The sequence below is a fragment of the Brevibacterium sp. GP-SGM9 genome, assembly GCF_047300845.1.
GTDB lineage: Bacteria > Actinomycetota > Actinomycetes > Actinomycetales > Brevibacteriaceae > Brevibacterium.
On record NZ_CP178563.1, the window covers coordinates 1,536,069 to 1,561,971 of the forward strand.

General features: G+C 66.2%; 20 protein-coding genes. 7 read left to right on the forward strand and 13 right to left on the reverse strand.

Annotated elements, in window-relative coordinates:
- The first annotated feature begins 132 nt into the window (after nt 1-132).
- Complete coding sequence (locus ACH82I_RS07070) at nt 133-1,473, forward strand: MFS transporter (protein WP_230747835.1); 1,341 nt, start codon at nt 133-135, stop codon at nt 1,471-1,473.
- 76 nt (nt 1,474-1,549) lie between these two features.
- Entirely contained in the window at nt 1,550-3,505 is a 1,956-nt protein-coding gene (locus ACH82I_RS07075; RefSeq protein ID WP_230747836.1) for an FAD-binding monooxygenase, read from the forward strand.
- Nucleotides 3,506-3,524: 19 nt separating this feature from the next.
- On the opposite strand, the gene ACH82I_RS07080 is transcribed toward ACH82I_RS07075, so the two are convergent.
- The 4 genes from ACH82I_RS07080 to ACH82I_RS07095 form a co-directional block, all read right to left on the reverse strand.
- Complete coding sequence (locus ACH82I_RS07080; protein WP_413336458.1) at nt 3,525-4,076, reverse strand: hypothetical protein; 552 nt, start codon at nt 4,074-4,076, stop codon at nt 3,525-3,527.
- Nucleotides 4,073-4,405 (reverse strand): hypothetical protein, encoded by a 333-nt coding sequence (locus ACH82I_RS07085; protein WP_230747840.1) that lies wholly within the window; start codon nt 4,403-4,405, stop codon nt 4,073-4,075. The genes ACH82I_RS07080 and ACH82I_RS07085 overlap by 4 nt, the downstream gene beginning before the upstream one ends.
- A gap of 115 nt (nt 4,406-4,520) precedes the next feature.
- A complete protein-coding gene (locus tag ACH82I_RS07090) occupies nt 4,521-5,048 on the reverse strand; it encodes a hypothetical protein (protein WP_413336459.1) in 528 nt (175 codons plus the stop codon).
- A 62-nt stretch (nt 5,049-5,110) separates the two neighbouring features.
- Nucleotides 5,111-6,613 (reverse strand): DUF222 domain-containing protein, encoded by a 1,503-nt coding sequence (locus ACH82I_RS07095; RefSeq protein WP_413336460.1) that lies wholly within the window; start codon nt 6,611-6,613, stop codon nt 5,111-5,113.
- 264 nt (nt 6,614-6,877) lie between these two features.
- Between ACH82I_RS07095 and ACH82I_RS07100 the strand changes: the two genes are divergently transcribed.
- Nucleotides 6,878-8,074 (forward strand): IS110 family transposase, encoded by a 1,197-nt coding sequence (locus tag ACH82I_RS07100; protein ID WP_230747848.1) that lies wholly within the window; start codon nt 6,878-6,880, stop codon nt 8,072-8,074.
- 78 nt (nt 8,075-8,152) lie between these two features.
- On the opposite strand, the gene udk is transcribed toward ACH82I_RS07100, so the two are convergent.
- Together udk and ACH82I_RS07110 are read right to left on the reverse strand one after the other, a co-directional pair.
- A complete protein-coding gene (udk, locus tag ACH82I_RS07105) occupies nt 8,153-8,764 on the reverse strand; it encodes a uridine kinase (protein ID WP_230747850.1) in 612 nt (203 codons plus the stop codon).
- A gap of 84 nt (nt 8,765-8,848) precedes the next feature.
- Nucleotides 8,849-10,387, reverse strand: a complete 1,539-nt coding sequence (locus ACH82I_RS07110) for an FCD domain-containing protein (RefSeq protein WP_413336461.1) — start codon at nt 10,385-10,387, stop codon at nt 8,849-8,851.
- 151 nt (nt 10,388-10,538) lie between these two features.
- Here ACH82I_RS07110 and ACH82I_RS07115 point away from each other — a divergent pair, with 151 nt between their 5' ends.
- On the forward strand, nt 10,539-13,991 hold the full coding sequence (locus ACH82I_RS07115; protein ID WP_413336462.1) for a proline dehydrogenase family protein: 3,453 nt from the start codon (nt 10,539-10,541) through the stop codon (nt 13,989-13,991).
- A gap of 261 nt (nt 13,992-14,252) precedes the next feature.
- Nucleotides 14,253-17,138, forward strand: coding sequence for an ExeM/NucH family extracellular endonuclease (locus ACH82I_RS07120; RefSeq protein ID WP_413336463.1), 2,886 nt, complete (start codon nt 14,253-14,255; stop codon nt 17,136-17,138).
- A gap of 12 nt (nt 17,139-17,150) precedes the next feature.
- On the opposite strand, the gene ACH82I_RS07125 is transcribed toward ACH82I_RS07120, so the two are convergent.
- The 4 genes from ACH82I_RS07125 to mdlC are packed head-to-tail and all read right to left on the reverse strand — an operon-like array spanning nt 17,151 to nt 22,699.
- Entirely contained in the window at nt 17,151-18,308 is a 1,158-nt protein-coding gene (locus ACH82I_RS07125; RefSeq protein ID WP_413336464.1) for a PrpF domain-containing protein, read from the reverse strand.
- Nucleotides 18,309-18,331: 23 nt separating this feature from the next.
- Nucleotides 18,332-19,621 carry an MFS transporter gene (locus ACH82I_RS07130; protein ID WP_413336465.1) on the reverse strand — a complete coding sequence of 430 codons (1,290 nt, stop codon included), beginning with the start codon at nt 19,619-19,621 and terminating at the stop codon, nt 18,332-18,334.
- A 10-nt stretch (nt 19,622-19,631) separates the two neighbouring features.
- Complete coding sequence (locus tag ACH82I_RS07135; RefSeq protein ID WP_230747861.1) at nt 19,632-21,095, reverse strand: benzaldehyde dehydrogenase; 1,464 nt, start codon at nt 21,093-21,095, stop codon at nt 19,632-19,634.
- An 8-nt stretch (nt 21,096-21,103) separates the two neighbouring features.
- Nucleotides 21,104-22,699, reverse strand: a complete 1,596-nt coding sequence (mdlC, locus tag ACH82I_RS07140) for a benzoylformate decarboxylase (RefSeq protein WP_413336466.1) — start codon at nt 22,697-22,699, stop codon at nt 21,104-21,106.
- 151 nt (nt 22,700-22,850) lie between these two features.
- On the opposite strand from mdlC, the gene ACH82I_RS07145 reads away from it, so the two are divergent.
- Complete coding sequence (locus tag ACH82I_RS07145) at nt 22,851-23,621, forward strand: IclR family transcriptional regulator (protein WP_413336467.1); 771 nt, start codon at nt 22,851-22,853, stop codon at nt 23,619-23,621.
- Between the two features lie 24 nt (nt 23,622-23,645).
- On the opposite strand, the gene ACH82I_RS07150 is transcribed toward ACH82I_RS07145, so the two are convergent.
- Together ACH82I_RS07150 and ACH82I_RS07155 are read right to left on the reverse strand one after the other, a co-directional pair.
- Nucleotides 23,646-24,032, reverse strand: coding sequence for a DUF1304 domain-containing protein (locus ACH82I_RS07150; RefSeq protein ID WP_413336468.1), 387 nt, complete (start codon nt 24,030-24,032; stop codon nt 23,646-23,648).
- Nucleotides 24,029-24,292 carry a DUF2277 domain-containing protein gene (locus ACH82I_RS07155; RefSeq protein WP_413336469.1) on the reverse strand — a complete coding sequence of 88 codons (264 nt, stop codon included), beginning with the start codon at nt 24,290-24,292 and terminating at the stop codon, nt 24,029-24,031. The genes ACH82I_RS07150 and ACH82I_RS07155 overlap by 4 nt, the downstream gene beginning before the upstream one ends.
- A gap of 103 nt (nt 24,293-24,395) precedes the next feature.
- Here ACH82I_RS07155 and ACH82I_RS07160 point away from each other — a divergent pair, with 103 nt between their 5' ends.
- The gene (locus ACH82I_RS07160) at nt 24,396-25,139 is read left to right on the forward strand and encodes a GTP pyrophosphokinase family protein (protein WP_413336470.1); all 744 of its coding nucleotides are present in this window, start codon (nt 24,396-24,398) and stop codon (nt 25,137-25,139) included.
- Between the two features lie 3 nt (nt 25,140-25,142).
- Here the strand turns inward: ACH82I_RS07160 and ACH82I_RS07165 are convergent, their stop codons facing one another.
- Complete coding sequence (locus ACH82I_RS07165) at nt 25,143-25,706, reverse strand: dihydrofolate reductase family protein (RefSeq protein ID WP_413336471.1); 564 nt, start codon at nt 25,704-25,706, stop codon at nt 25,143-25,145.
- Nucleotides 25,707-25,903 lie beyond the last annotated feature (197 nt).

Below are 25,903 nucleotides of genomic sequence, written 5' to 3' on the forward strand. Positions count from 1 at the left end.
TTCGGTTGAACTTCACTCAGATCGTATATGATACGGTTCCGGAGGACAAGTAGTCCGCGTCACATCCTCGGAGCCGAGTTGACGGTGACGGCAGGACTCGGACACACGCCGAATTGCGACAGAGGAGTCATGATGAGCAGACCGCACACCCAGGGCCGAGTGGCCTTCGCAACCGTCGTGGGGACCAGCATCGAGTGGTACGACTACTTCCTCTACGCGGCAGCCTCCGGACTGATCTTCAACCAGCTGTTCTTCGGCCCACTGGGACCGACGATGTCGACCATGGTCGCCTTCGCCACGGTCGGCATCAGCTTCCTGTTCCGCCCTCTGGGAGCGTTCCTCGCCGGACATTTCGGGGACAAACTCGGGCGCCGCGTCATCCTCATCATCACCCTCATCGCGATGGGCGCCGCCACAGCGCTGATCGGCTTCCTGCCGACCTTCGATTCGATCGGCATCGCCGCCCCGATCCTCCTCATCGTCCTGCGCATCATCCAGGGCATCTCGGCCGGCGGCGAATGGGGAGGCGCAGTCCTCCTCGCCGTCGAGCACGCCGAACCGAGACGCCGCGGACTGCGCGGGTCCTACCCGCAGATCGGCGTGTCCATCGGACTCATCCTGTCCTCAGGCGTCCTCGCCCTGATGACCGCGATCGCACCGGGCGATGCCTTCCTCGAATGGGGCTGGCGCGTGCCGTTCTTCCTCTCGATCCTCCTCGTCGCGGTCGGCTACTGGATCCGTCGCGGAGTCGAGGAATCGCCCGTCTTCCATGAGATCGCCGAGCGCAAGGAGCAGGTCAGCAATCCGCTGGGCAAGCTGTTCCGGAACCACTGGCTGCTCGTCATCCTCGCCTCCCTCGTCTTCGTCGGCAACAACGCCGCCGGCTACATGACCACCGGCGGCTACATCCAGAACTATGCCACCGACCCCACCGGACCGATCGGACTCGACCGCGGCCCCGTCCTCTGGGCGGTGTCCGCCTCGGCGGTCTCCTGGCTGATCTTCACGATCGTCGCTGGAGCAGTCTCGGACAGGATCGGCCGGAAGAACACCTATCTGCTCGGGTGGGCCCTGCTGCTCATCGGCATCTTCTCCCTCTTCCCGCTGGTCAACACCGGCAGCATCTGGCTGCTCTTCACCGCACTGGTCGTCCTCAGCGTCGGCCTCGGCTTCACCTACGGCCAGCAGCCGGCGATGTACGCCGAGCTCTTCCCCTCCAGCGTGCGCTTCTCCGGAGTCTCGGTCTCGTATGCGATCGGATCGATCCTCGGCGGGGCCTTCGCCCCGACCATCGCGAAGGCGCTCGTGTCCGCGACCGGCACGACCACCTCGGTGGCCGCCTATCTGGCGCTGATGACGCTGATCGCTCTGGTCGCGACCCTGTGCCTCAAGGATCGCTCCGGCATCCCGCTGGGACCCGACCACGAGGAGGAGCAGTCCGTCAGCCCCCTTGTCGGACATCACACCAGATGAGCCGAGCAACACCAGATCGTATATGAACTGTTAGTATTGAGAAGTCACGAAGACGTGTGATGGACCGGAGGTTGACATGCATTTTCACCAGCACGGCTATGTGTCCGCGGACCCGCGGATCGAAGCAGCGGCAGGCTGCGGAATCGATCGTCCTGAGGAGCTGCCCGATGAGGTCGATGTCCTCATCGTCGGCAGCGGCCCTGCGGGCATGATCGCGGCGGCACAGCTGTCCCAGTACCCGGAGGTGAACACCCGCCTCATCGAGAAGCGCGATTCACGCCTGGTCATCGGTCAGGCCGACGGCATTCAGGCCCGCTCGGTGGAGACCTTCCAGGCGTTCGGCTTCGCCGAGGAGATCATGCGCGAGGGATACCACATCGTCGACATGTCCTTCTGGAATCCCGACCCGGAGAACCCCGAGCACATCATCCGCACGGGGCGGCCGAAGGACGACGAAGCCGGCATCAGCGAATTCCCGCACCTTATCGTCAACCAGGCTCGGGTCCTCGACTACTTCGCCCAGTTCGCGAAGCAGTCCCCCGGCCGCATCACTCCCGACTACGGCATCGAGTTCGTCGACCTTGCAGTCGACAGGGACTCCGGCTCAGAGCATCCCGTTGCTGTCACCGTCCGTTACACCTCAGGTGAGCGTGCAGGTGAGGAGCGCACCATCCGCGCGGGCTACGTCGTCGGCTGCGACGGTGCCCGTTCCGGTGTGCGCAGATCGATCGGCCGCACGATGACCGGCGATCAGGCCAACCACGCCTGGGGGGTCATGGACGTGCTCGCGAACTCGGACTTCCCCGATATCCGCACGAAGTGCGCCATCTCCTCTAAGCACGGCAACATCCTCCACATCCCCCGCGAGGGCGGGCATCTCTTCCGCATGTACGTCGACCTCGGCGAGGTGCCGGAGGGCGATCAGCGCAAGGTGCGCCAGACGAGCATCGACGACATCATCGCCAAGGCCAACGCGATCATCACGCCCTACAGCCTCGACGTGAAGAACGTCGCCTGGCACAGCGTCTACGAGGTCGGCCACCGACTCACCGATGCCTTCGACGACGCCGACGACACGACTCCCGGTGCACCCTCCCCGCGGGTGTTCATCACCGGCGACGCCTGCCACACGCACTCGGCCAAGGCCGGTCAGGGCATGAACGTCTCGATGCAGGACGGCTTCAACATTGCGTGGAAGCTCGGGCAGGTACTCTCCGGCCGCTCCTCGCAGGAGCTGCTGCGCACCTATTCTGCCGAACGGCAGGTGGCGGCGAAGAACCTCATCGACTTCGACAAGGAATGGTCGACGCTGATGGCGACTCCGCAGGAGGAGCTGCCGGATGCGAGCTATCTCGAAGACTTCTACGTCAAAACCGCCGAATTCCCCGCCGGGTTCATGACCGAGTACGCCGAGTCGATGATCACCACGTCGACCGAACACCAGGAGCTGTCGACCGGATTCCCGGTGGGCAAGCGATTCAAATCGGCCAGGGTTCAGCGCAATTGCGATGGCAACTTCATCCACCTCGGGCATGAGGCGCGCGCCGACGGCCGCTGGCGGGTCTATGTCTTCGCCGATGCCGCGGCACCGACGCTCGCCGGGACAGACGCCGACGGTGCGGACACGGCGGGCGCTGCGGACGAGACGGACGCGACGCCGTCGAAGGTCGCGGCCCTCGCTGCCTGGCTCGAGTCCGATCCGGCTTCCCCTCTGGTGAAGTTCCGCCGTGAGGGCGAGGATCTCGACAGCCTTCTCGAACTCAGCGTCATCTACCAGCAGGGCCACACCGAGTTCTCCTTCCCCGATGTGCCGACGGCCTTCCGCCCGCATGTGGGAGAGTTCGGACTCGAGTATGTGGAGAAGATCTACGCGACGCTTGACGAGGAGGACATCTTCGAAGCCCGCGGCATCAGCCGCGACGGAGCGGTCGTCGTGGTCCGTCCGGACCAGTACGTCTCGGGCGTCTTCCCTCTGGACGCACACGAAGAGATCGGCCGCTTCTTCGACGGAGTGTTCTTACCCGAGCAGTGAGCTTCTGCCCTCGGTCCGGTCAGACGTCCGGGTCGAGGGCACCTCTGTGTCGCAGCGCTGCCGTACTCCCAGACGAAGAGATCCACCCGCAGATGCCCGCTGCCGTGAGGGCGAGAGCTCCGATGGCGTACACAGCAAAGCCGGGTGCCGGGCGGCCGACCTCCATGCCGCCCGTCGGCGTTCCGTCCTCGGTCTGACCGTCCCACATCATGATCGGCGGCGTGATGAGATACGAGCTCAGCATCCACAGGAGGGCGGCACCGAACAGGACTGCAGCAGCCGACCACCACTTCGAAGCGCCCACCAACCAGGGCAGGATCGCCAGGGTGAGGATGCCGATCCAGATGCTGATGGCCTCATGATCGAGGTATTCCAGCAGCACCGGTGAGTGTCCCAGGGAGGTGATGGTGAGGCTCGGACCTTCCTCGTTGCCGCCGTCACTGGTGTTGCTGTCGATGGTGGGAACGACGATCGTGATGATCCACGCGACGACCGTTGCCAACGGCAGGAGTCTGGCCGCCAGCAGGAGCTTGTGTCGGCTTCGGGCCTTACGTTGGTCGACTGTGCTCACGGCTGATCTCCACTGCCGTCGACCGATAGCCGGTTGTGCCAGTTGTGCCGCCGGCGATTCCGCCGGCGCTGTTCGACAAGACCGCAGATGCCGGCCGCGATCAGGCAGAGGCTGCCTGCGGTCCACAGCAGAGCACCGGGAGCGGGCACAGCGACGACCTCGGCGGAAGCCCGACTGCCGTCATCGGCGGCGCCGTCCCACATGATCCTCGGCGGATCGCCGATCATCGTGATCAGACGGATGAGGGCGAGGGCTCCGAGCGCGGTGACGGCCGCGGACCAGATGACGAGCGACCGGACCAGCCACACGGTTACCGCGGCCGTGAGCACCCCGATCCAGATGTGCAGGAACGCCGGTCGGGCCGACTCGAGGTCGAGGACGTTCCCGCCGAGCGAGGTGATGACGATGCCGACCGGGACGCCGTCACCAACGGCAGCAGCCGGGTCATGTCCCTGTCTTCACACACCGCGAGGCTGCGGCTTCCCGGTCTTCGGCGATGAGGCCGCAGAAGCCGGCCGTTCCGAGTGCTCCGACTCCCAAGATCCAGAAGATGAAGCCCGGCCCCGGATAGGCAACCTCCATGCCTCCCGTGGGCCGACCGCCCGGAGTCTGCCCGTCCCACATGAGAAACGGTGGTTCGATGACCAGATACATCAGACAGATGAGCAGCAGCGCGGCAACGATGATAGCCACCCCGGACCACCACTTCGGGGCGCGGAAGACCCACGCCAGAGCGGCGATCGCGAGGATGATGAGCCACAGGGCCGCGAATCCGGGATTCTCAGTGACCCTGCCCCCGCTGTCCGCATCCCCCAAAGAGGTGATGACGATTCCGGGTCCCGTGGACGTGCGACTGTCGAGCACGGGCACGAAGATCGTGATGATCCACGCGGCGACCGTCACCAGTGGCAGCACCTGCGCGAGCAGTCTCAACCGTCGATGCTCTGCCGACAGAGCTCTCTTCGTGTCCATACGAAGAATTCTTCGCCGCGCGGCTGCCCCGCCGGTATCAGCGATGTGTCAGACTCGACACCTCATCCGACCTCGGCAAGGGCTTGGCGCAGGCACGCTTCGATCGCACTGTCCACAGCCTCCGCCGATACGGCGACCTGTTCCTCCCAGTCTCTGGCCTCGGCGGAGGTCAGCGGCAGATACGGGAGTTCGACCTCCGTCTCAGGAGGCGATTCCTCCGGTTCAGCCCTGGACGGTTCAAGCAGTCCGGCCAGCTGCAGTCGCCAATCGTCTTCTCTAGGCGATGCCCGTGAACCTCCCTCGGCCCGGGGGTAGCGCATGCGCTTCATCAACGGCGGAGACACAGTCTCATAGGTGCTTCCGCTCGGCGTGGTGACGCTCAGTCCTTCGGCAGTGGCCTCGTGTTTCCAGCCGGGGTGCTCTTTTGTGTAGTTGCAGGCCGCGCACAGTCCCGAGCCGTTCTCCCACGAGGTGTCTCCGCCCGCCGCGTGAGGGTCCGCGTGATCGGCGTGCCGGATCGGGGCATCGCACCAGGGTGTCCGGCAGACATCGTCGCGGAAGACCACCATCTGTCGCAGCTGCCCGGTGAAGGCGCGTCCGCGCGCTTCCATTCCCACCAGCTGCCCGTCGGCGGCCCTGGTGAAGAGGCGTCGGATGAGCACCTTCGCCTCGGTGGCGGCGAGGAAGTTCCGAGCCGTCTTCGCCGGGAGCGGTCCGAACCCGGGCAGCCAGGCAGGAACGAGTCCGTCGGCGAGCAGAGATTCGGCTTCCATGACGATATGCACCTTGGCGGGCACAGCCTGGGCAGAGTCCTGCCCGGTCAGCCGTTCGACGAAGGCATCGGCGAGCACCTGCCGTCGGCCCCGCCCATTGGCCCCGCCGGCGGCGATCACGGCCTCGGCCGCGGCAGTCAGCCCTTCGAAGACGGCGACGGCCTGCGGCAGAGGCAGGATCGCGGAGACTCGTCCCATGCCGTCGGCGATCGGGGTCATCGTCACCCGCCGATTCGCCGCGGCCTTCTCGGCTCGCTCGGCGGCGGACCGGGCGTCCATCTCCTCGGCCAGTGCCCGTGCCTCAGCGCGCAGACTGCGCAGCCCGGCCGGCCCGAGGCTGCCGCGCATACGGGTGTCGACCTTCCGACGGTCTTCGGGCTCGAGTACCGCGGTCTCATCGACCATGATGCGGGCCTTGTCCTCGGAGATCTCGCCCGAGTTCAGCGCCTTGAGCGTGTTGGGCATGTCGGTCACGACCGCCCGGGCCGTGGTCAGGAACTTCCGCCCGGCGGCCGGTGAGACCTTCTTCGCGAGTCCGATCTCCTCACCGGAGCGGACGCCGCAGTCGCGTTCGGGAATCTGGTTCGCCCGATCCCTGGCTCGGCGAAGCTCGGCGAAAGCGACGGATTCCCGGGCCTGGGCCGCGACCACTGTCGCCTTCAGCTCTTCGAGCGCCGCGATCCGTGCGAGCGTCCCCGCCTCCGTCCACCCCACCTCGGCGTGACGGAGCATGTCTGAGAACCGAGCCAGCTCAGTCAGCAGATCGGGTTCCGCATCGACATCGGTGTCCATGCTCAACAGACTACGACTCGCCCCTGACGTAGAGAATGATAGGGACGAGTTTCCCGGTGTGACTCAGCCCCTGACTGACCCTCTCAGTGATGTCTTTTTCGTGATCTGTCCACCGGGGTCCTCGTCGTCCATCGAAGGAACCAGCCGGTGGGGACATGACCTCATAGGAGCGTGACTCCGTAGCACCGAAGTCTCGTCTACGTCCTGTCTGCCCGACCGACTGGCCCTACCCCACCCAATCCAAGGGAAGAGGCAGTCACCATCATGACACCAACACAGGCGAATGTGTACGTCGGCATCGACACCCACCAGAACACGAACCACGTCGGCATCATCAACGAAGTCGGCAAGAAGCTCGGCGACAAAGAGTTTCCCACCACCAGCACCGGCTACCAAGCCCTCCTGACCTTCATCCTGTCCTTCGGTACCCTCCTCGCAGTCGGCATCGAGGGAACCGCATCGTACGGCGCAGGCATCACCGCGTATCTGCGATCCCAGGAGGTACTCGTCAAGGAAGTCATCCGCCCCAACCGACAAACCCGCCGCGGCGGGAAATCCGACCCCATCGATGCCTACGCAGCGGCAAAAACCGTCGCCGCTGACCTCGATGACCTCCCGATACCCAAACTCCTCGGTGGAGCCATCGATGGACTCCGCATGACATTGAAAGCCCGAGCCTCCGCGCTGAAGGCCCGCACAGCTGCGATTTGCCAGATCAAGAACTTCCTCACCACCGCCCCAGCTCAGCTCCGGGAGACATATGCGCGCTACAGTGACACTGAACTGGTCCCTGCTCTGGCACGAATACACCCCTCTGGCGAGGACGACCTCGGTATAGTGCTGCGCCGCCTGGCGTTGAGGATCGAATTCCTCACCGACGAGATCGACGAAGCACAATCCCGCCTCGATGACCAGACCACCGCAATAGCTCCAGCCCTACGAGCAACGAAGGGCGTTGGTTCCATCACAGCGGCCAGACTACTCAACACCGTGGGCGAGAATCCCGAACGGATCACGTCGAAAGAAGCATTCGCGGCACTGTGCGGGACCAGCCCATTGCAGGCGTCATCTGGTAAGACCAGTCGACACCGATTGAACAAAGGCGGGGACAGGCAAGCCAACTCAGCCTTGTACGACATCGTCAAGAACAGACTAAATTGGGACCCGCGAACCCGGGCCTACAAAGCGAAACGAGAAGCCCAGGGCAAGAACACGAAAGAAATAATGCGATGTCTCAAACGCTACGTCGCGAACGAGATATTCACCCTGATCACCAGGCCACCCGCTGTTCCTGCTGTCGATGATCTGCGGCCCTTACGACAATCAAAGAAGATCACCCTGCAACTCGTGGCCCAACATTTCGGCATCTGGCCGATGAAGGTCTCAACCATCGAACGTGGGAAATCCCGCGATGACGAATTTGCCTTGGCCTATCGAGAATTTCTCCTTCAAGCGGCTTGACAACCTATAGGAGCATCACGAGATTCTCACCGGCCTGACACGAGGCCCGTCACAAGGCTTCCGACAAAGAGAGTCGGCCTAGCTCACACCCCGTTGGATCCGGTTGAGGATCATGTCCATGGCGACGATATTGTGCCCGCCATCAGGGATGATGAGGTCCGCATTGCGCTTCGAGGGTTCGACGTATAGTTCGTGCATCGGCTTGACCGTGCCCAGATACTGGTCTTCCACCGACTGCAGGGTCCGACCTCGTTCGACGACATCGCGCTTGATCCGCCGCAGCAGCCGGACATCGGCATCGGTGTCGACGAAGAGCTTGATGTCGAGCAGATCGCAGATCCGCGGTTCGGCGAAGATGAGGATGCCTTCGACGATGATCACCGGCGCCGGTTCGACGAGGGTCGTCTCGTCGCTGCGGTTGTGGATCGAGAAGTCGTAGACCGGGCTGTCGACGGGCTCGGAGGCCCGCAGCGCCGTGAGATGATCGACGAACAGGTCGTTGTCGAAGGCGTCGAGGTCGTCGTAGTTGACCTTCTCCCGCTCCTCATAGGTCAGCTCGTCGCGCCTGCGGTAGTAGTTGTCGTGGAACAGCACCGAGGGCGGCCCTGCGCATTTGTCGAGCAGCGCCTGGGTCAGCGTCGTCTTCCCGCTGCCGGTTCCGCCGGCCACTCCCACAACCAATGTCTCCACTGTTCGTTCTTCCTTCTCGGCGTCGACTCCCCCAAATCTATACCACCCACCCGCGCCGAGGCGGCCCCCAGTGACCGTCGACACTCAGTCGAGGCGTCGGGTCAGCTGGGTCCACAGCTCCTGGTCGAAACGACGCCGTCCGAGCAGTCCGGACATGTGCCGGACCGCATTGTCGACCTTCGCCCGCCACGGTTCGATGGCGGCTCGGGCGTCCCCGCGGCTCAGGGCGGCGAACATCGCTTGGTCATCGCTGAGGATGCGGTCGCTGGCCGGGGAGTAGTCGAGCTGGAGGACGGAGATGAACAGACGCAGACGCAGCGTCAGGGATTCGAAGGTCCGTGCGGACTCGCGCAGCCCGGAGGCGCGTGCGAGCTCCTGCTGGAAGTGGAGGTCGGCATCCTCGACGTCGATGCCGCTCTTCGTCGCGGCCGAGGCTTCGACCTGTCGCAGAGCGATCCCGACGGAGACGAGATAGCGCTTCGGCCGCAGGGCCAGAGACCGCAGCACGACTTCGCCCACGGCCATGCGCGCGGCATAGAGATCGAGGACGTCGACGGTGGTGATGAGCGGGATCCGGGCACCGCCGCGGGAGCCGTCGAGGAGTTTGTCATCGACCATCCGGCGCAGGGCCGCGTCCACAGAGGCGCGTGGGACCTGCATTCGGGCCGAGAGCAGCCGGGGGTTGATCCTGTCCCCGGGCTGGTAGCCGGAGTCGATGATCTCCTCGCGCAGCGCGATCGCGAGGTGCTCGGTGATCGAGCGGGTCTCCTTCGGAAGCCAGGACGAGATCTCCATTGAGTCAGAAGTATTGGAACTTCTCGGACTCTCACCCTGCGACGTCGACCGCCACATGACCCCTTCGAGACCGTGGCGGACGCGCGCGGCGAGCAGGTCGAGCAGCGAGCCCGGGATGTCCCGGCAGGAAGCCAGATCGGCTCGCAACGCGGAAGTGAACTCGGCGAAGTCCCGATGCACCTCGACGGAGCTCACCGTGGAGGGCACCTCGGACAGGGGGTCGAAGACGAGGAAGCGCGTGCGGGCGCCCGTCCCGGCCGAAGTGTCATGGAGAAGTGCGAGCAGTTCGCCCGGATCCGCCTGCCGGTGCTCGCTGCCGAAGCGCTGGGGCCAGTTCCGGACTCCCCCGGAGCGCAGCGCCGCAACCACACCGGCGATGCGACGTTGGATGCGCCGAGGCGGGACCGCCTGCCGTGAGGCCGACTCCGCACCGCCGTCGGCCGTCCGGAACCCGACGACGATGAGCGGGAAGCCGGCGGCCACGACCGTGACCTCGTCACCTCCGGCCACCTCGGCGGTGGGGACAGTCATCCCCCGCACGGCCCGCGAGACGATGCTCTGACTCAGCCCCGTCGCCTCGGCGAGCGCCCGGGTCGAGTAGTCGCTTCCGGAGATGCGCGCACCCGCCGTGCCCACGAGCGCTTCGATCACTTGATCGGCCGTGGACTGGATCGGCGGACGTCCGTTGCGGGGACGATCGGCCAGGTCGTTCCTGCCCACCCAGCGCCGCAGACTCGACGCGGACACACCGAAGTCGACGGCCGCCTCGGCGATGGACGACTCACCCGCCGCGGCCACCGCCGCACGCCTCGTCTCTGTCGAATACATCACTCAATTCTATTACTTCTGACTCATGGTGTCTTCGCCGGGAACATGGACTCTTCACCGCCGAAAACCTGCGGCGCATACTGAGGGGAACGAATTCCGCGGCGGTTCGACGACGACGCTGCGGCCCGACCTACCGAAGGGGAACGAGCACGTGCTGCACACCGACACCGACCTCGACCAGCTGACCACCCGCTCGATCGACACGGTCCGCCGCTGGCTGCGCGTGGCGACGACGATGAGCGGGGCGAAGAACCCCGCCGCGGAACGCCTCTCCGCGGTCCTCTCGGATCCCAACGGCCTCGACTTCACGGTCGGCTTCGTCGACCGCGTCGTGCGCACCGATGACGTGCACGCCGCCGCCGATGCCCTGGCGGAGGTCGGCAAGCTCGCACCCGAGACCATGTCCGCCCTCGACCGGGCGCAGATCAAGACCGGCGCTGCCCTGGCGAAGATCGCCCCGCAGGTCGTCGTGCCCGCCGCCCGCACCCGACTGCGCCAGATGGTCGGGCACATGGTCGTCGACGCCCGCGACAAGCAGTTCGGCAAGGCCGTGTCGACGCTGACCGCCGACGGTCACCGCCTCAACATCAATCTCCTCGGTGAGGCCGTGCTCGGTGACGGGGAGGCCGACCACCACCTCGAGGAGACCCACCGTCTGCTCGCCCGCGAGGACGTCGACTATGTCTCCGTCAAGGTCTCCTCGGTCGCTTCGCAGATCTCGATGTGGGCCTTCGACGAGACCGTCGACTACGTCGTCGAGCGCCTCCGCCCCCTCTACAGCCAAGCTGCGAAGGCCCCGACCGGGGCGAAGTTCGTCAACCTCGACATGGAGGAGTACCAGGACCTCGAGCTTACGATCGCGGTGTTCACGCGCCTGCTCTCCGAACCGGAGTTCGCTGACCTCGAGGCCGGCATCGTCATTCAGGCCTACCAGCCCGATGCGCTCGGGGCGATCCAGCGGCTGAGCGAATTCGCCGCCCGCCGGGTCGAGAACGGCGGAGTCGGGCTCAAGGTCCGCCTCGTCAAGGGCGCGAACCTCGCCCTCGAGACCGTTCATGCCGAGATCGCCGGCTGGCCCGCCACGACCTGCGACTCGAAGCAGTCGACGGATGCCAACTACAAGCGCGTGCTGCACTGGCTGTTCACCCCTGAGCGGATGAAGGGCCTGCGCATCGGCGTGGCCGGCCACAATCTCTTCGACATCGCCTTCGCCCACCACCTCTCCGTCGACCGGGCCGTGACCGACCGGGTCGAGTTCGAGATGCTGCAGGGCATGGCCAGCGAGCAGGCCGCCGCCGTGACCGAGGACGTCGGGGACCTCCTGCTCTACGTTCCCGCCGTCCATCCGAAGGAGTTCGACGTCGCGATCTCCTACCTCGTGCGCCGCCTCGAGGAGAACTCCGCTTCGGAGAACTTCATGTCCGGCATCTTCGACCTCGCCAACGGCAATGAGGTCTTCACGCGCGAAGCCGATCGCTTCACCGCCGCCGTGCACCAGCTCGAGGGCATCCTCGCCGAGGACGGGGAAAGTGCACCGCGGCCGAACCGGAAGCAGGACCGGGCCGCCGAGGCTGATTCCTCATCTGCCGCGGCCGAGACCGTCGTGCCCACCGAGTTCCGCAACGAACCCGACACCGATCCGTCGCTGCCGGCCAACCAAGCCTGGGTGCGGAAGATCATCGCCGAGGCGACCGCCCCCGGATACCTCGATGACCGCCCGCAGACGCCGACGATCGAATCGACCGCGCAGCTCGATGGGATGATCGCCGCGGGTCGCGCCGCAGCCAAGGACTGGCGCGCACTCGGTGCCGCCGGCCGCGCCGAGATCCTCCACCGGGCCGCCGACATCTTCGCGGCCCGCCGCGGCGAGTTCATCGCCGTCGAGGCCGCCGAGGTCGGCAAGATGCCCTCCCAGTCGGATCCCGAGGTCTCCGAGGCCATCGACTTCATCCGCTACTACGCGCTCAACTCCCTCGAACTCGAGAACCTCGAGGGAGCCACGTTCACACCCGACGAGATGGTCGTCATCACTCCCCCGTGGAACTTCCCCATCGCCATCCCGACGGGCGGAACGGTGGCCGCGCTGGCGGCCGGTTCGGCCGTGATCCACAAGCCGTCGAAGCCGACACCGTACTGCTCGGCACTCATCATCGACTGCCTCTGGGAAGCCGGCGTCCCCCGCGAGGTGCTGCAGCTGTGCGCACCGATCGAACGGGAACTCGGCCAGCACCTGGTCTCCCATCCCGATGTCGACCGCGTCATCCTCACCGGTGCGTCTGAGACGGCGGCCCTGTTCAAGTCCTTCCGCCCCGAACTCCACGTCAATGCGGAGACCTCGGGAAAGAACGCGCTGGTCATCACCCCCGCGGCCGACCGCGACCTGGCCGTGGCCGACCTCGTCCACTCGGCCTTCGGCCACGCCGGGCAGAAGTGCTCTGCCGCCTCCCTGGGCATCATGGTCGGCTCCACCTACGACTCCGAGCGCTACCGCCGTCAGCTCATCGATGCCGCCGCCTCGATGGTCGTGGACTGGCCGGCCAACCTCTCGGCCACGATGGGGCCGCTGACCGAGGATCCCTCGGACAAGCTGCGCCGGGCCCTGACCAGCCTGGAGCCGGGCGAGTCCTGGCTGCTTGAGCCCAAGCAGCTCGACGACACCGGACGCCTGTGGAGCCCGGGCATCAAGGACGGGGTCAAACCCGGTTCGTTCTTCCACCTCACCGAGGTCTTCGGACCCGTCCTCGGGCTCATGCATGCTGGTGATCTCGATGAGGCGATCGAGTTCCAGAACGCCGTGGACTTCGGTCTGACCGGCGGCATCCACTCCCTCGACCCCGACGAGGTCGAGACCTGGCTCGACCGGGTCCAGGTCGGCAACGCTTACGTCAACCGCGGCATCACCGGGGCGATCGTGCGCCGGCAGTCCTTCGGCGGCTGGAAGCAGTCCTCGGTCGGTCTGGGCTCGAAGGCCGGTGGACCGAACTACCTCATGCTCTTCGGCCACTACTCCGATGATCCGGCTTCCCTGCCGGGTGTCTCTGCTGAGCAGGCCCAGAGCCTCGAGGCCGCGCAGGCCGATGACCGGCGCTGGCTCGAGCGCGAATTCGGTGCGGCCAAGGACCACACCGGGCTGCGCTCGGAGGCGAACATCTTCCGCTACCGTCCGCGTCCGGTGACTCTGCGCGTGACTTCGGCCGCGAGCCTCTTCGACCTCGAACGTTCGCTGCATGCCGCACGGACCGTGGGATCGACGGTGCAGCTCTCCGTCGCCGAGGATGTGCCCGCCGAGGTGAAGATCGCCGTGACGAACGCCGGTGTGGCCGCCCGCACCGAGTCCGCCGAGACCTTCGCCGAGATGGTCGCCGGGGGCAGCTACGACGACACCGTCGGCGCCCGCATCCGCGTGCTCGGGGAGCAGGAACCGGAGCTGCTGGCGGTCGCCGCGAAGCGTCCCGAGGTCGCGGTCATCGATGAGCCGGTGACCTCCTCGGGTCGGGTCGAGCTGCGCTACTACGTGCAGGAGCAGGCGGTGTCGATGACTCTGCACCGCTTCGGCAACCCCAGCCGCGACTTCCACGACCTGGCGGCCCGCCTCAGGTCCTGAGGCTTTCCCTCCCACTGCTACCTGGCGGCGGCCCAGCAACCTTGCGCAAGGGTGCTGGGCCGCCGCCAGGTGTTTTGGGGGCGTGTCCGGGGTGACGTGTAAGCTCGGTCACATCTGCATCGCACAGCGGACTGTTCGAGTGTTCACAACGTGTTCACATCTTCGCCGCCGTGGCCGTCGCTCGCGAGGCTAGGGTGGATTGCGTTCTTGCCTGGGTGCGCGCGATGCGTGTGCCCGAATCGGACCTTTCGAAAGGCCTTCATGAAAGTCACGCCCACCCTCTCCTCGGCCGCCGCCCTCAGCCTCGTGACCGCTCTCGGTCTCGCCGCACCGGCGACGGCCGCCACCATCTCGGATGCCGCAGACGCCGTCCGGATCAGCGAGATCGCCTACACCCTCGATACCGACTTCATCGAGATCGCCGCCGACCCCGGCACCGACGTCTCCGGGTGGACGATCGGTTCGGTCACCCGCGGCGGCAGCGTGCAGGCCGAAGAGAACACGACGACTCTGCCGGAGAACACTACCGTCGGCGACTCCGGGGCGCTGGCTGTCGAGGTGCCGATCACGAATTCCGTGAAGTCCGGCAATGCCGCCGACGGGGACTACGGATCCAGCGCCTACGCGATCGACTCCGAGGACAGCCTCGTCGACTTCGAGCAGATCGGCGGAACGGTCGGCGGCAAGGGTGTCACGGGGACAAAAGGGAAGCACACCCCCGAGCCTGTCGTCGGTCAGGAGGCCGAACCCACCGGAACCACCGCCTCGGCGGGTCAGTCGATCCAGCTCATCGAGGGAGTCTGGAAGTCCCAGGCACCGACCCCAAATGCGCTTCCCGGCGATGACGGCGACGATGATGACAACGACGGTGACACCCCGGACGATGTCACCCCGATCGCCGAGATCCAGGGAACCGGCGCGGAGAGCCCGCTGCAGGGTGAGAGCGTCCGCACCCGCGGCGTCATCACCGCCGCCTATCCCGAGGGCGGGCTGAACGGCTACTACATCCAGACCCCGGGCACCGGCGGTGCGGAGGATGAGACCCCCGGAGCCTCGGACGGCGTCTTCGTCTACTCCCCCGACACCGTCGGCGAGGTGAACATCGACGATCACGTCGAGGTCACCGGCACCGTGTCCGAGCGCTACGGCCAGACTCAGATGTCGGTGAGCGCGAAGAACTTCGAGGTCCTCAGTGAACCCGCCGAGGCGGTCAAGCCCGTCGAGGATGAGCTCCCCACCGATGCTGCCGAGCGGGAAGCCCTCGAAGGCATGCTCCTGCAGCCCGGGGGCGAGCTGACCGTGGCCGACAACTACAACACGAACACCTACGGCGAGGTGGTCCTGGCTCCCGGCGAGGGCACGCTGCCGCAGGCCACCGATGTCGCCCGCCCCGGCACCGAGGAGGCGAAGGCCATCGAGGCCGAAAACCTCGAGCGTGAGGTCGTCCTCGACGACGGTGCGACCGTGAACTTCCTCAACGACGACAAGGACGTTCCCCTCCCCTACGTCTCCAAGGATGAGCCCGTGCGGGTCGGTGCCACCGCGACCATCACCTCACCGGTCGTGCTCGGGTTCGATCATGAGAAGTGGCGGTTCCAGCCGACCACCCGCCTGACCGGTGAGAACGCCGAGGCGATCCAGCCGGCGAGCTTCTCCGACACCCGCACCGAGGCTCCCGAGGAGATCGGCGGGCAGGTCAGCCTCGCCAGCTTCAACGTCCTCAACTACTTCACCACCACCGGTGATCAGCTCGAGGGCTGCCAGTACTACGACGATCGCGAGGGCAACCACATCACCGTCCGCGGCGGCTGCGATGCCCGCGGCGCGGCGAACGCGGAGAGCCTCAAACGTCAGGAGACGAAGATCGTCACGGCGATCAACAAGCTCGACACCTCCGTCGTCTCCCTCATGGAGATCGAGAACTCGGCGGCCTTCGACGAGGACCGCGATGCCGCCCTGGCCACCCTGGTCGAGCGACTCAACGAGGCAGCCGGGTCCGAGAAGTGGGACTTCGTGCCCTCGCCCGCCGAGGTGCCTGCCGATGAGGACGTCATCCGCACCGCGCTGATCTATCAGCCCGCCGAGGTGGCCCCGCAGGAGGACTCGACGATCCTTGACGATGAGGACGCGTTCTCGAATGCGCGCGAACCTCTGTCACAGGCCTTCGTTCCGAAGGATGAGGCCGGTGAGGTCGAGGAGGAGAAGACCTTCGTCACTCTGTCGAACCACTTCAAGTCCAAGGGATCGGGCGAAGGCCCGGGCAATGAGGACAACGGCGACGGTCAGGGCGCCTCGAACGCCGACCGCGTCAAGCAGGCGAAGTCCCTTGTGAAGTTCGCCGGCGAGCAGCAGAAGGCCGCGGACAGCGACTATGTCTTCATGCTCGGCGACTTCAACTCGTACACGCAGGAGGACCCGATGCAGGTCTTCTACGAGGCCGGGTTCAAGGATGTCGCCGCGGAGAAGACCGAGAAGTCGACCTATGTGTATCAGAGTCGGACCGGCAGCCTCGACCATGTGCTCGCCCTCGACACCTCCGGCGGCCGGAGTCAGGCGACCGGCGCCGAGGCAGACCTGCCGACGAGCGCGTTCGACGCGATCACGGGTGCCGATGTGTGGAACATCAACTCGGTGGAGTCCCTCGCTCTCGAGTACAGCCGCTTCAACTACAACGTCGCCGATCTCTACGCTCCGGATCAGTTCCGGGCCTCGGATCATGACCCGGTGGTCGTCGGACTCTTCGACGACGACTCGGACGGCGGAGACGACGAAGGTTCGGAGAACGCTGGCGGCTCGGATGACGCCGACGGGGCCGAGGGGTCCGCGGATTCCGCGGGCTCGGACGACGCTGATGGCGTCGAAGCCGATGCCGATGGTGGGGATTCCGGCAGCAGCTCGGCCGGCAGCGGCTCCGATGCTGACAGTGCTGGCTCCGACGGTGGAGATTCCAGCGGCAGCAACGCTGACAGCGGCTCGTCCTCGTCCGACGGATCGTCTGCATCGAGCGACGGCTCCTCGGACAGTGAGGCCGGAGGAGATCTGCCCCGGACGGGCACCGATCCGACGATCATGATGGCGATCGCTGCAGGCCTCATCGCGATCGGCGCGACCGTCGTCCTCATCGTGCGCCGACGCCGCCTGAGCTGACCAGCAGGCCGGCTACCGGGCCTCGACGGCGACCTTTCCCTGCATGAGCACCCGCGCGGTGCGGAACAGGGAGGTCGCCGTCGCTGTCTTCTGCGACGAGTCCCAGACGGCCGAGGCCGTGACCACGCCCGAGGGAGTCCCCAGGCGCACCTCGGGGCCGGTCCAGTCCGGGTTGTTCCGTGTGATGATGGCCCGCACGTACGAATCGTCGCTCGGTATGAGCGCCGTCGCGGCCAGGCACATCGCCGCGGTTCCCGGCACCGCCCTGTGCGCCTGCCCCATCGAGATGACGCGGACGAGCAGGTGGACGTCGCCGGCTGGAAGCTCGGTGCCGTCGAGCAGCGCGCTCGGCCGCGGTTGGCTGACGACCGCGACCTTGGGCACAACCTGCGGCGCCGTCTCCGGGGTCTCGCACAGCCCCATGCGCACGGCGGCCTTGCACCGCAGCTCCTCGATGTGGCGCAGCGAATGGGCATTCGCGTCGATGGCCTCCGGAGATTCCGTGCCCTTGAGCGAGACCAATGTCGACGGCACGATGACCAGCGGCAGGGTCGCATCGACGAGTGTCGCTTCGAATCTCTGTCCGTCCACGTCGAAGTCATCGCGCGCCGCTCCCGTCGGCAGCAGCGCACCGGTTCGGCTGCCGGCAGGGTCGGGGTAGATGAGTTCGATCGGTGCACCTCGCCCGCTGACTCCGGGCAGTTCGAAGTCCCCCTCGACGGCCGCGCGCCCGTCGATGACGGTCAGCCCCACGTCGACGAGCTTGCCTGTGTTCGTATTGAACAGCCGGAACACGTGCCAGCCGTCGGAGGCCGAGAGCAATCCCGCCTCCAACGCGAAGGGAACGACACCCGAGGACAGATTTCCGCAGTTGCCCGAGTAGTCGACGACCGCCTCGGCGACGGCGACCTGCCCGAAGGTGTAGTCGAGGTCCACGCCCTCCCGCGCCGAGGCGGACACCACCATCACCTTCGACAGGGAGGAGATGCCGCCGCCCATCCCGTCGAGTTGCCGAGCGAAGGAGTCCGGTGACCCCATCGCCGAGGTGAAGACGGAGTCCCACGCGGACGTGTCCCCATCGTCGCCGAGCGGCGGCAGCGCGTCGGCACGGAAGAAGAGGCCTTTGCTTGTCCCGCCGCGCACGAAGGCGGCGTCGATCCAGCGAGTCATGATCCCACCCTAGCGAGCGGAGTTCACCGTCCGGCGGCGCTGACCGCCTTCGGCACGATCGCCATCGCTGCGAAGCCGAGCACGGCGACGACTGCGAAGAGGTAGAAGCCCCACGGGTAGGCGATGCCAGCGGTGACCAGGGTGCCGGTGATGAAGGGGCCGAGGATCGCGCCGAGGCGGCCGACGGCAGAGGCCATGCCGAGTGCCGAACCGCGGACCTGGGCGGGGTAGATCGCGGAGACGAAGGCATAGACGAGGACCTGGGCGGAGAACACGAAGACTCCGGTGATGAACACGGCGATGTTGAGCAGCACCTGGCTGGTCATCGGAATCGAGAGCGCGGCGAGGAACACGGCGGCGAGGATGAACCACATGAGCACGATCGGTTTCGTCCCGTGCTTGTCCGCCAGCCAACCGGCGAGGATGAGCCCGACCACGGCCCCGACGTTGAGGACGAAGAGCATGACGAGGGAGTCGGAGACCTCGTACCCGGCATCGGCCATGATCTTCGGCAGCCAGGTGTTGAGTCCGTAGACCAGCAGCAGGCCCATGAAGCTCGCCGCCCAGACGCCGATGGTCACGAGTGCGAAACGACCGACGAAGAGGCCGGCCAACCCGGTCTTCTCGGCGACTTCGGTGTTCGTTACCGCATCCACGGCCCCGGCCTCGGCCTTCGCCGGAGCACCGATCTCGGCCTGCCCGGCGGCCTTCGCGGCCTGCGCGTCGAGGAAGGCCTGGGATTCGGGGAGCTTCCACCACAGCAGGGGGACCATGAGCAGGCCGACGATGCCTCCGGCGGCGAAGAGCAGGTGCCAGTTGTGGGAGTAGAAGACCGCGAGCAGGGAGATCGCCACGGCACCTGCGTGGTAGCCGGTCATCGTCAGCGTCGTCGCCTTGCCGGTCTTGCCGGACTTGTTGTACTCGCTGATGTAGGCCAGGCAGCTGGGCATGACAGCGCCGAGGGCGAGGCCGGCGATGAAGCGGAAGATCGTGAACAGTGCGACGTTCGGGGCGAAGGCCACAAGCAGGGTGAAGATGCTGAAGACGAGCACGCAGATGATGATCGACCAGCGCCGCCCGAAGCGGTCGACGACCGGTCCGACGGCGGCCGCGCCGAGGCCGACGCCGACGAGGCTCATCGTCGCCACGAGCGTGGCGGCTTCAGGGGTGAATCCGATGGCGCCGGTGGCGATGAGTTCGGGGATCACCGCCCCGAGGACGACGAGGTCGAAGCCTTCGAGGGCGACGGCGAGCCAGCAGAGTACGGCAGGCCAGCGGGTGGTGGCCGCGCGTGCGGCGGTGGAAGCGGACATGGGTGTCTCCTCAGAAGGGGTACGGTGCGATCGTCGAGCGCATCGTGATCCATTGGGTCTCGGTGAAGGCCTCGATGTTCGCCTCGGCCCCGCCGAAGCGAGAGCCGTTGCCCGAGTCCTTCATGCCCCCGAAGGGCACGTTCGCCTCATCGGAGACGGTCTGTTCGTTGATGTGGACCTTGCCGGTGTCGATGAGGTCGGCGAGTTCGAGGGCCATGCCGACATCGCCGAGGATGCCCAGGGACAGCCCGTATTCGCTGGCGTTGACGAGTTCCGCGGCTTCTTCGAGGCTCGAGAATCGGCTCACCGGGGCGACAGGTCCGAAGATCTCCTGAGTCCAGGCAGGGTTCGAGGGGCTGAGATCGGCGAGCACGGTGGGCGGTACGAATGCTCCCTCGCCCACTCCCCCGGCGACGACGCGTGCCCCGTCGGCGGCTGCCTTGTCGATGATGTCACGGACGCGGGTGCGCTGGGTCTCATCGATGATCGGACCCAACGCGACCTCCTCGGCGGCGGGGTTCCCGACCGGCAGGTTCCGGGCACGCTCGGCCAACTGGTCGACATACTCCTCGTAGATCGATTCGTGGACGAGGTGACGGCCGGTGGTCATGCAGATCTGACCCTGATGCATCCAGGATCCGAAGGCCCCCGCCGAGGTGGCCGGACCGACCTCGGCCCCGGGCAGGACGACGAGTGCGTTGTTTCCACCGAGTTCGAGGTGGCAGCGTTTGAGCAGCCGTCCGGCGGCCTCTCCGACCTTGCGGCCCGCTGCGGTCGATCCGGTGAAGGAGATGACCGAGACTTCGGGAGCGGCGACGACGGCTTCGCCGGCGTCCCGGCCGCCGGGCAGGACCTGGAGGAGTCCTTCGGGCAGTCCCGCCTCGGCGAAGATCTTCGCCAGCGCCACTCCGCCGCAGACCGCGGTGCGTGGGTCGGGTTTGAGCAGGACCGCGTTGCCCAGGGCCAGCGCGGGGGCGACCGAGCGGATGGAGAGGATGAGCGGGAAGTTGAACGGGGCGATGACGGAGACCACGCCGGCGGGCACGCGGCGGGAGAAGGACCAGCGGGGTTCGTTCGAGGTCAGCACCTGCCCCTTGGGGTGGCTGGGCAGGGCGGAGGATTCAAAGCAGATCGCTTCGGCGCTGCTGACTTCGAGGCCGGCCTTGGCGGGGATGGCACCGGATTCGCGGACGATCCAGTCCGAGATCTCCTCGGCGTGTTCGGCCCACAGGGCTCCGGCCCGGCGCAGCACCGCGGCACGCTCGGCCGGGGTCTGCTTCACCCAGGCTTTCTGGGCTGCGGCGGCTCGGGTGGCGGCGGCGTTGACGTCGTCGGCGCTCGCGGCTCCGAGCCTGCCGAGGACGTTCCCTGTGGCGGGTTCGATCACCTCATAGGATTCGCCTTCGCCGGCGGTCCAGTCGCCGGTGAAGATCAACTCGTGCCAATCGGTGCCGAGGAAACTGTGCTCACTCATGATGATTCCTACTTCTTCTCGGGTCGGGTCTTCTCGGTGCTGATCTCGATGAGCATCGGCTCTCCGCGGTCGCGGGCACGCTCGGCCGCCTCGGCGAGCAGTCGCTCCAGTTCCTCTCGCGAGTCCGCATGCTCGGCGGACATTCCGTAGCCGCGGGCGATCGAGACGAAGTCGACCTCGCCGAGGTCGAGTCCGGGTGCCTTGTCCACGCCGAGCATTCCGGCGAACCAGTCGAGGGCACCGTAGGTGCCGTTGCGCAGCAGCACGATGACCACGCCGATGTTCTCCTCCACTGCGGTGCGCAGCGCAGAGATCGAGTAGTGGGCGGAGCCGTCGCCGATGATGGCGAGGACCGGACGGTCCGGGTCGGCCAGGGCCACGCCCAGCGAGGCGGGCAGTCCCCAGCCGAGGCCGCCCGAGGCCGGGAAGAAGTAGGAGCCGGGGTGGCGGAGGTCCATCTGCGACCAGAAGGCGGCGTTCGTCGAGGTCGATTCGACGACGAAGCGTGTGTCGGCGGGCATGGTCTCCCGCAGGCTCGCGAAGACCTCCTCCGGGTGGAGGAAGCCCTCCGTCGCCGAGGCGGTCGGGGGTTCGATCTGCGTGTGGGCCTCGCGTGGGGCGGGGTTCAGGCCAGCGGCCAGGGCGATGATCGTCTCGACGGGGTCGGCGATGAGCGCATCGCCGAAGGGAGCACGGGCCGCGGCGGCGGTGTCCTCACCGATCTGGATGAGTTCGGTGCTCGGCGGCAGATATTCGCCGGGCTGCCACTGGTGGTAGCGGAAGACCGGTGCGCCGATGACGAGGGCGAGGTCGTGGGCACCGAGGATCTCGCCGATCGGGGCGATGCCGGCGGGCAGGACGCCGCGGAAGTTCGGGTGCTGGTTGGGAAACGGTAGGCGGGGCAGGGACGGTGCCGCCCAGACCGGGAGGTCGTACGCCTCGGCGAGGGCGATCGAGGCCACCCATGCGCGTTCGTCGTCGACGTCGGGGCCGAGCACGAGGACGGGTGATTGCGCGGTGCGCAGCTTCTCGGTGAGTTCGGCGACGATCTCGGGGTCGACTCTCTGCGCCGGCCGCACAGTTCGGGAGAGTTGGTCGATCAGGCTCGCGGGCACCTCGACGTCCCAGTCGTCGTAGGGCACGGAGAGGTAGACGGGCCCGTGCTCGGCGGCGAAGACCGATTGGGAGAAGGCACGAGGGACGTCGGCGGCGGACAGCGGTTCGAGCGATTGGTGGACGAGCGGTTTGGCCAGGGCCGTGGCTTCGACGTTGGCGAGCATGACCTCGGGTCCGACCATGTCGCGGATCTGCTGGCCCGCGGTGATGACGAGCTTCGAGCGCGAGATCGTCGAGTTCGTCAGCGCGCCGAGACCGTTGCCTGTCCCAGAGGCGGCGTGGAGGTTGATCAAGGTCGGCCGGTCGGTGATCTGCGAATAGCCGTCGGCCATGGCGACGACGGTGGATTCGCCCAGGCCGAGGATGTAGCGGGCGGGCAGATCCTTGAGGAACGGGAGTTCGTTGGAGCCGGGGTTGCCGAACATCGTCGTCATGCCGTGGAAGGCCATGAGTTCGTGGACCGCCCGACGGACGGAGATCGCTGTCATTGGCTCCCGCTTCTTTGAGGTCGACCGTTTCCGGCACTGATCTTGCACGTGGTGGCCACGCCTTCTCGAAACAATAGTGATCGGGAACACGGTGTGCCATCGGTGATCCATTGATTGAGAAATCTCAGTGTCGGCGGCTACGATTGCGGCCATGGCGAACTCTCAATCGGGCGATTCGATGATCGATCGGCTGGTGCGTGTGCTCGGCTCGTTCGATCCCGAGCATCCGAGCCTGAGCACCGAGGAGATCGCCGACCGGGCACAGCTGCCGAAGTCCACGGCCTACCGGCTGATCTCCGATATGACGCGCCACGATCTGCTTCAGCGCGACCCGAGCGGTCGGATTCGCATCGGCGTGGGAATGTGGGAGTTATCGAACCGAGCTTCGGACGCGGTCGATCTCGCATCGGTGGCCAGGCCGCACATGACGGCCGTCCACGACTTCGTCGGGGAGAACACGCAACTGGGGATCCTGCGGGAACGCGAAGTCCTCATCATCGAGCGGATGTCGAAGCCGAGTGCGGTCATCCACCGCTCGAAGACCGCCGGGCGACTGCCGGCGCACGCGTCCTCCTGCGGGCTGGTGCTGCTCGCCCATGCGCCGAAGCATGTGCGGGAGGCCTATCTGCGGGGTCCGTTGGCGGCGATCACGGAGCGGACGACGACGGATCTGACCGAGCTGCGCAGGATGCTCGCGACGATTCGGACCTATCATTTCGCGGAGCTCGTCGGCCATATCGATGACGGCACGACCGGCATCGCCGTCCCCGTCTTCGACGGTTCGGGGCTGACGATCGCCGGCCTCGGGGTCGTCGTCGACTCCGAGCACCACGTCGGGGTGCCGGCGATCATGCAGGCTCTGCGAACCGCCTCGGCGGGGATCACCCGCGATCTCGAGGCGCAGGGACGCACCGTGGTCTGAGAGTGCCGACGATCCGCCCTGGTGTCAGAGAGCCAACCCGACGAGGAGTGCGGCGACGGCGAGGAGAGGCAGAGTTCCCTGCTTGATCGCCGAGGCGCGCAGCTCGGGGCTCGAGAGCAGCAGGACGAGGGCGGCGGCGAGCATCGATCCGGTGCCGGTGAGCACGAGGGTGAGGCCGACCGCGGTCGAGCTCGTCGCAAAGACGATGATGCCGATGAATGCCGCGAGGGCGAGGAACAGGTTGTAGAAGCCCTGGTTGAAGGCTAGCGACTTCGTGGCCTCGGCTTCCTCTGCGGTGGTCCCGAAGGTGGCGCGCGACCGTGGGCTCGTCCACGCGATCGATTCCATGAAGAAGATGAATACGTGGAGGGCCGCAGCGAGGCCGGCGAGGATGAGTCCGATGACCGTCATGCGCGGGCCACGTATCTGGCTCGTCGCTTCTCGGCTTCGACCTCGCGGTTCTTCGGCGGGGCGTTCGTCACCAGCGCATCGAGCAGATGCTGAGTAACATGCGCGATCTCGTCGACGGCGGTGTCGAAGGCTTCCTGGTTGGCCTGGGACGGCTTCGTCGTGCCGGCGATCTTGCGCACGTACTGCAATGCCGCGGCATTGACTTCGTCCGAGGTGGCCTGGGGTTCGAAATTATGAAGGGTTCTGATGTTCCTGCACATGATCAAACGGTACCCCGCGGTCCTGACATGAGGTAGGGGGTGGCGCGGTGCGGCCGTCGATAGAATGACCGAGCACCCCTCAGCCTCACTCTCCTGGAGAACCATGACCGACGAACCGCAGCCTCAGGGCCTCCCCCTGTCGCCGAAGCAGATGGCGAGCGTCCGGTCCCTGCGGAATGACTTCTCACGTCTGCTCATGGAGCATCGCTTCGTCATCGATGAGCTGCTGACAAAGACCTCGATCCTGCGCGAAGAGTCCCTGCACACGCACAGCTACAATCCGATCGAACACATCACCTCACGGGTGAAGTCGCCGCGGAGCCTGCTCGAGAAGGTCAATCGGCGAGGACTGCCCCTCAACATCGATGTCATCCGGCAGTCCATCACCGACATCGCCGGAATCCGCATCACCTGCAGCTTCATCGCCGACACCTATCACGTGCTTGAGACACTCACCTCGCAGGACGATGTGCGAGTCGTGGAGATCAAGGACTACATCGCCCATCCCAAGCCGAACGGCTACAAGAGCCTGCATGCGATCCTCGAGGTGCCGATCTTCCTCAGCCAGGGTCGGACGCCGGTGATCTGCGAGGTTCAGATCCGCACCATCGCGATGGATTTCTGGGCGAGCCTCGAGCACAAGATCAACTACAAGTTCGCCGGCGAAGTTCCCGACCGGCTCCTCGAGGAGCTCACGCAGACCGCCGAGGTGGCCAGCCAGCTCGATCGTCGGATGGAGCAGCTCCATGCCGAAGTCCACGACGGTGAACCCGACGATCAGTCCGATGAGGACTTCGATGACGAGTCCCTGCGCATCCTGTGGGAGCTGAGCGCTCGCGAGAGCTGAGTCCTAGCGTGTTGTCGGTCTGAACCGACGGAACCAGGCGCCGGTGTTCGCCTCGTCGACTTCCGTAAGTTCCCAGTCGACGCGTCTGCCGCCGGGGACGTCGAAGATCCGTGTCCCGTCGCCGAGGAAGACCGGTACGACGAAGATCTGCAGCTCGTCGATGAGGTCGACCTCGAGGGCCTGCCGGGCGATGTCGGCACTGATGATCTGGATGTCCCGGTCTCCGGCGATGGACCGGGCACGGTCGACCGCCTCGGCGATGGAGCAGTTGAGGGCGGTCACGGAGGTGTCATCGGCCAATTCCTCGGGACGGTGGGTGAGGATGAACTCGGTGCCCGACCACGCTCCCCCGTAGGCTTCGGAGGTGAGTTCGTCACGGTCGGCAGCCTGGGCCTTGGCGGCGTCGTAGCCACGCCGGCCGGAGATGATGACGCCGACCTGGGAGGCCAGGTCCTCGACGGTTCCCTCGGCCAACGATCCGAGGCCGGACATCCAGGACATGTCGTGGTTCGGGCCGGTGATGAACCCGTCGAGTGATGCCGTGAATCCCCATGTGACTGGTGCCATCGCTCCCCCTCGAGCCTCAGTAGTTGCAGATTGCAACTGCAATGATTCAAGCATCACGCATCACGATGCGCAAGGCCCCGGCCGCACCGGGCTGTGAGCGAGGGAACCGATTCGGCCGGAATGGACCGAGCAATGATGGCGTTGTGCCTGATGAGGGCCGGAGAGTCCGACCCGAACTCGGACAGGAAGCAGGTCAT

Coding starts and splice junctions, on each gene's coding strand:
- ACH82I_RS07150 (WP_413336468.1), bottom strand. CDS start 24,032: ATGACGGTCATCGGACTCATCCTCGCCGGCCTCGCTGCGGCCCTCCAC.
- ACH82I_RS07100 (WP_230747848.1), top strand. CDS start 6,878: ATGACACCAACACAGGCGAATGTGTACGTCGGCATCGACACCCACCAG.
- mdlC (WP_413336466.1), bottom strand. CDS start 22,699: ATGACAGCGATCTCCGTCCGTCGGGCGGTCCACGAACTCATGGCCTTC.
- ACH82I_RS07070 (WP_230747835.1), top strand. CDS start 133: ATGAGCAGACCGCACACCCAGGGCCGAGTGGCCTTCGCAACCGTCGTG.
- ACH82I_RS07130 (WP_413336465.1), bottom strand. CDS start 19,621: ATGTCCGCTTCCACCGCCGCACGCGCGGCCACCACCCGCTGGCCTGCC.
- ACH82I_RS07155 (WP_413336469.1), bottom strand. CDS start 24,292: ATGTGCAGGAACATCAGAACCCTTCATAATTTCGAACCCCAGGCCACC.
- ACH82I_RS07160 (WP_413336470.1), top strand. CDS start 24,396: ATGACCGACGAACCGCAGCCTCAGGGCCTCCCCCTGTCGCCGAAGCAG.
- ACH82I_RS07125 (WP_413336464.1), bottom strand. CDS start 18,308: ATGACTCGCTGGATCGACGCCGCCTTCGTGCGCGGCGGGACAAGCAAA.
- ACH82I_RS07120 (WP_413336463.1), top strand. CDS start 14,253: ATGAAAGTCACGCCCACCCTCTCCTCGGCCGCCGCCCTCAGCCTCGTG.
- ACH82I_RS07145 (WP_413336467.1), top strand. CDS start 22,851: ATGGCGAACTCTCAATCGGGCGATTCGATGATCGATCGGCTGGTGCGT.
- ACH82I_RS07110 (WP_413336461.1), bottom strand. CDS start 10,387: ATGTATTCGACAGAGACGAGGCGTGCGGCGGTGGCCGCGGCGGGTGAG.
- ACH82I_RS07075 (WP_230747836.1), top strand. CDS start 1,550: ATGCATTTTCACCAGCACGGCTATGTGTCCGCGGACCCGCGGATCGAA.
- ACH82I_RS07165 (WP_413336471.1), bottom strand. CDS start 25,706: ATGGCACCAGTCACATGGGGATTCACGGCATCACTCGACGGGTTCATC.
- ACH82I_RS07090 (WP_413336459.1), bottom strand. CDS start 5,048: ATGGACACGAAGAGAGCTCTGTCGGCAGAGCATCGACGGTTGAGACTG.
- ACH82I_RS07095 (WP_413336460.1), bottom strand. CDS start 6,613: ATGGACACCGATGTCGATGCGGAACCCGATCTGCTGACTGAGCTGGCT.
- ACH82I_RS07135 (WP_230747861.1), bottom strand. CDS start 21,095: ATGAGTGAGCACAGTTTCCTCGGCACCGATTGGCACGAGTTGATCTTC.